Origin of the sequence: Janthinobacterium sp. TND4EL3 (assembly GCF_900156175.1) — a bacterium.
In the GTDB taxonomy this organism is placed as follows: Bacteria; Pseudomonadota; Gammaproteobacteria; order Burkholderiales; family Burkholderiaceae_D; genus Janthinobacterium.
Genome location: NZ_FTMV01000055.1, coordinates 1 through 2,624, shown reverse-complemented (window position 1 = coordinate 2,624; position 2,624 = coordinate 1). Strand labels below are relative to the sequence as shown.

Sequence of the window (2,624 nt, the reverse complement as noted above, 5' to 3'; positions counted from 1 at the left end):
CACGCCATCCTGCAGGCCGAATCGATCATCGCGCAGCACCACGGGCTGCCCCAGTTCCAGCATCATCATCTCAGGCTCTCCGTCGAATTCGTATATCGTGCGCTGCACCTTGTTCAAGGCAAGGCGCCGCGCCGCTTCCGCCTGGGCGTCTGCGTTGGTCTTGAGGCAGGTTTCAATTTGCGGCGGGTCGTCCGTCAGCCGGTACCGCGCCTTTACCGCAGCATCGACAGCCGTTTCCGTCAGCCACTCGGTCGCGTACAGGTCGGCATGCGCCGGCGGAATGCTGGTGGTCAGGCTGGCCTGCACGGTGTAGTTGCGGTCGAAGGCGATCTTGACGGCCGCTACCACCGGCAAGCGCTGCACCGGGCGCAGGGAATCGAGCCGCATGTGTTCGGGACCGATCTCCACCGGAATGCCAGCGGCCGGCAGCGCGATCTGCACCAGGCGCAGCTGGCCGGTGCGCGACATGACCGCCTGGGCACCCACGCTGGCCGCCAGTTGCTGGATGGCCAGCGCCTGGTTCATCCGGTCCGCAACGTACAGGCCCACCAGCTGCGGGTGGGCGGCGTCGAAGGCAGCCAGGTTGTCCAAGTCGAGGTCGGCCAAGGTGAAGCGGTCGGAGGCCTTTCCGTAAGCCGTGGCGATGCGCTGCACCAGCGGGGCAATGCGCGGCGCATAACCGCCGCCCTTGTCACCCTGCACGCTGACCGTGATCGCGGCCGAATACGGCGGCGTGGTGAGGTTGAAGCGCCCCGCCTGGTCATTCAAGGCCACAGCAATCGGCTTGCCGTTCGTGCGCACCTCGAAGCTCGACTCGACTGCGCCGAGGAAACCATATTCCAGGGTAACCGGGTCAGTCAGCAGCGGCGTGACGTTGTGGCATTCGCCGAACGGCACGGGCAATGTCGCATCCTTGTTCGGCGTTGTACCGCCCAGCTTGGTCTCGGTGATGGGAGTATCCAGGCGCTGCAGCTTGTCGCGCAGCGACAGGTTGATCGATTCGCGCGCGGAACTGCCGATATCGGCAACGATGCCGTCAAAAATCAGCCGGAAATCGCTGCGCGGCCAGGCCGGATCACCGGACCAGGCCTTGATGGGGCGGTTGCGCCAGACGTCGGCGAGCCAGCCATCAAGCGCGCCATCGCCGTTGTCGAGCTCAATATCCCCGCCCGACAGGCCAGCCTCGCCGGTCAGGCTGACCTGCTCGGTGAAGGCCAGACCGCCAGTGGCCAGCGGCAGGTACTCGACGTTGGGCGGGATATCGGCCGGGCCGGTGACATACGGCCAGGAGGAGATAAACCGCGTCAGTTCGACGCCCCCCACATTCACCTGCACCTCGATCAGCACCATGCGGGTGGCCGACGAGCTTTGCAGCCATGCCAGAAATTGTGCATCATTCATTGAGAGTACTCCACTCGTTTCGCCCAGGCGGATGCCTTGGCGGATTTATCGACACCGGCCACGACCGTCTTCGCTGCTTTGTCGTTCGATTCGACCGTGGCCTGGATGGCGGCGCCGGTTTGCTTGGCCTGATCAGCGCGCAGGCCCTTGATCTCAACTGTTTGGGCATCCAGCCTGGCGTTCAAGGCGCGGATTTCAGCGACCAATGCGTCGGACCCAACATTCGAGCCAGCCGAATAGCGCATGGCGTCGAAAACTACGGGTGCCGGAGCGCTAGAAAAAGCGACTGGCGCAGCAACGGCTGGCCCATTGGTAAATTCCACACCCAACCCGCTCGACACGCCCATCGCCGCATGCAGGTTGGCGATGGCTTGCGCCACCGTCAGCACGCTGTCGTTGATGGTGATCAGGCCCGATACCTGGGCCTTCAGGGCATCCAGGCTGGCCTGCTGCACGTCGACCTGCGCCGAAGCCCATTTCAACGCCTCGTCGTTGGCCGCCAGCACGCGGGCGTAATCTGCCGCGTAGCGGGCATCCGAGGCGTTGACCACCTGGGATGCCGTCAGGAAGGCCTGCTCGGCAGCCGACAGGCCGGACTGTGCCGTCGTGTCGCCGGCATTGGCCGCCGCCAGGGTCTTCTCGAACTGGGCCCGCGCCTCGGCGTACTTCTGCTCTGGCGTCAGCGTCGACTGGCTGCCCAGGGCCATGTTGGCGTTCAGGCCGTTGAGGGTGTCCACCCACGATTTCGACTTGTCCAGCGCCGTCTTGGCCGCTGCCGCCTCGGTGTCGTAGGCCTTGGCCAGCGCATCCTTGGCCGATACAACGGCCTTGGCCGCCTGCACCTGGTCGAACAGCGCCCGGTTGACGTCGGCGATGCCGGCGCGCTGGATGGCCAGCAGCTGCGTTTCGCTTTTCGTCAATTCGTTGAGCTGTTGCTGCAGGTCTCGACGCTCGCTGGCGATCTCGCTGGCAGTTTTCGCCACGGCAGCAAAGTCGCCGGTTGCCGCCGCCAGCTCAGCCGCGTAGTCGGCCGCCTTCTTGAACGGCTCAGCAATGGCGATCAACTGCGAATACATCGCCTGGCCGGCAGCCGTGTTCAGGTCCTGCGCCAGCACCAGGGCCTTGAACTGCTCCACCGTCGTCACGCCAGACTGCCCCAGCCTGCCCATGGCGTCATTCACCGACTTGGTAATCGGCGCCATGCGCTCGGCTTCGGTCAGGAA

The 2,624-nt window shown here is 64.9% G+C and carries 1 protein-coding gene and 1 pseudogene; both read right to left on the bottom strand.

What is annotated here, in order from left to right; all coding sequences use genetic code 11:
- A partial coding sequence (locus BXA07_RS29490) for a hypothetical protein (RefSeq protein ID WP_076573239.1) occupies positions 1-1,401 on the bottom strand: 1,401 nt, incomplete at its 3' end.
- A pseudogene (locus BXA07_RS31035) lies at positions 1,398-2,624 on the bottom strand (hypothetical protein); the annotation flags it as partial. The pseudogene BXA07_RS31035 and the gene BXA07_RS29490, both read right to left, overlap by 4 nt.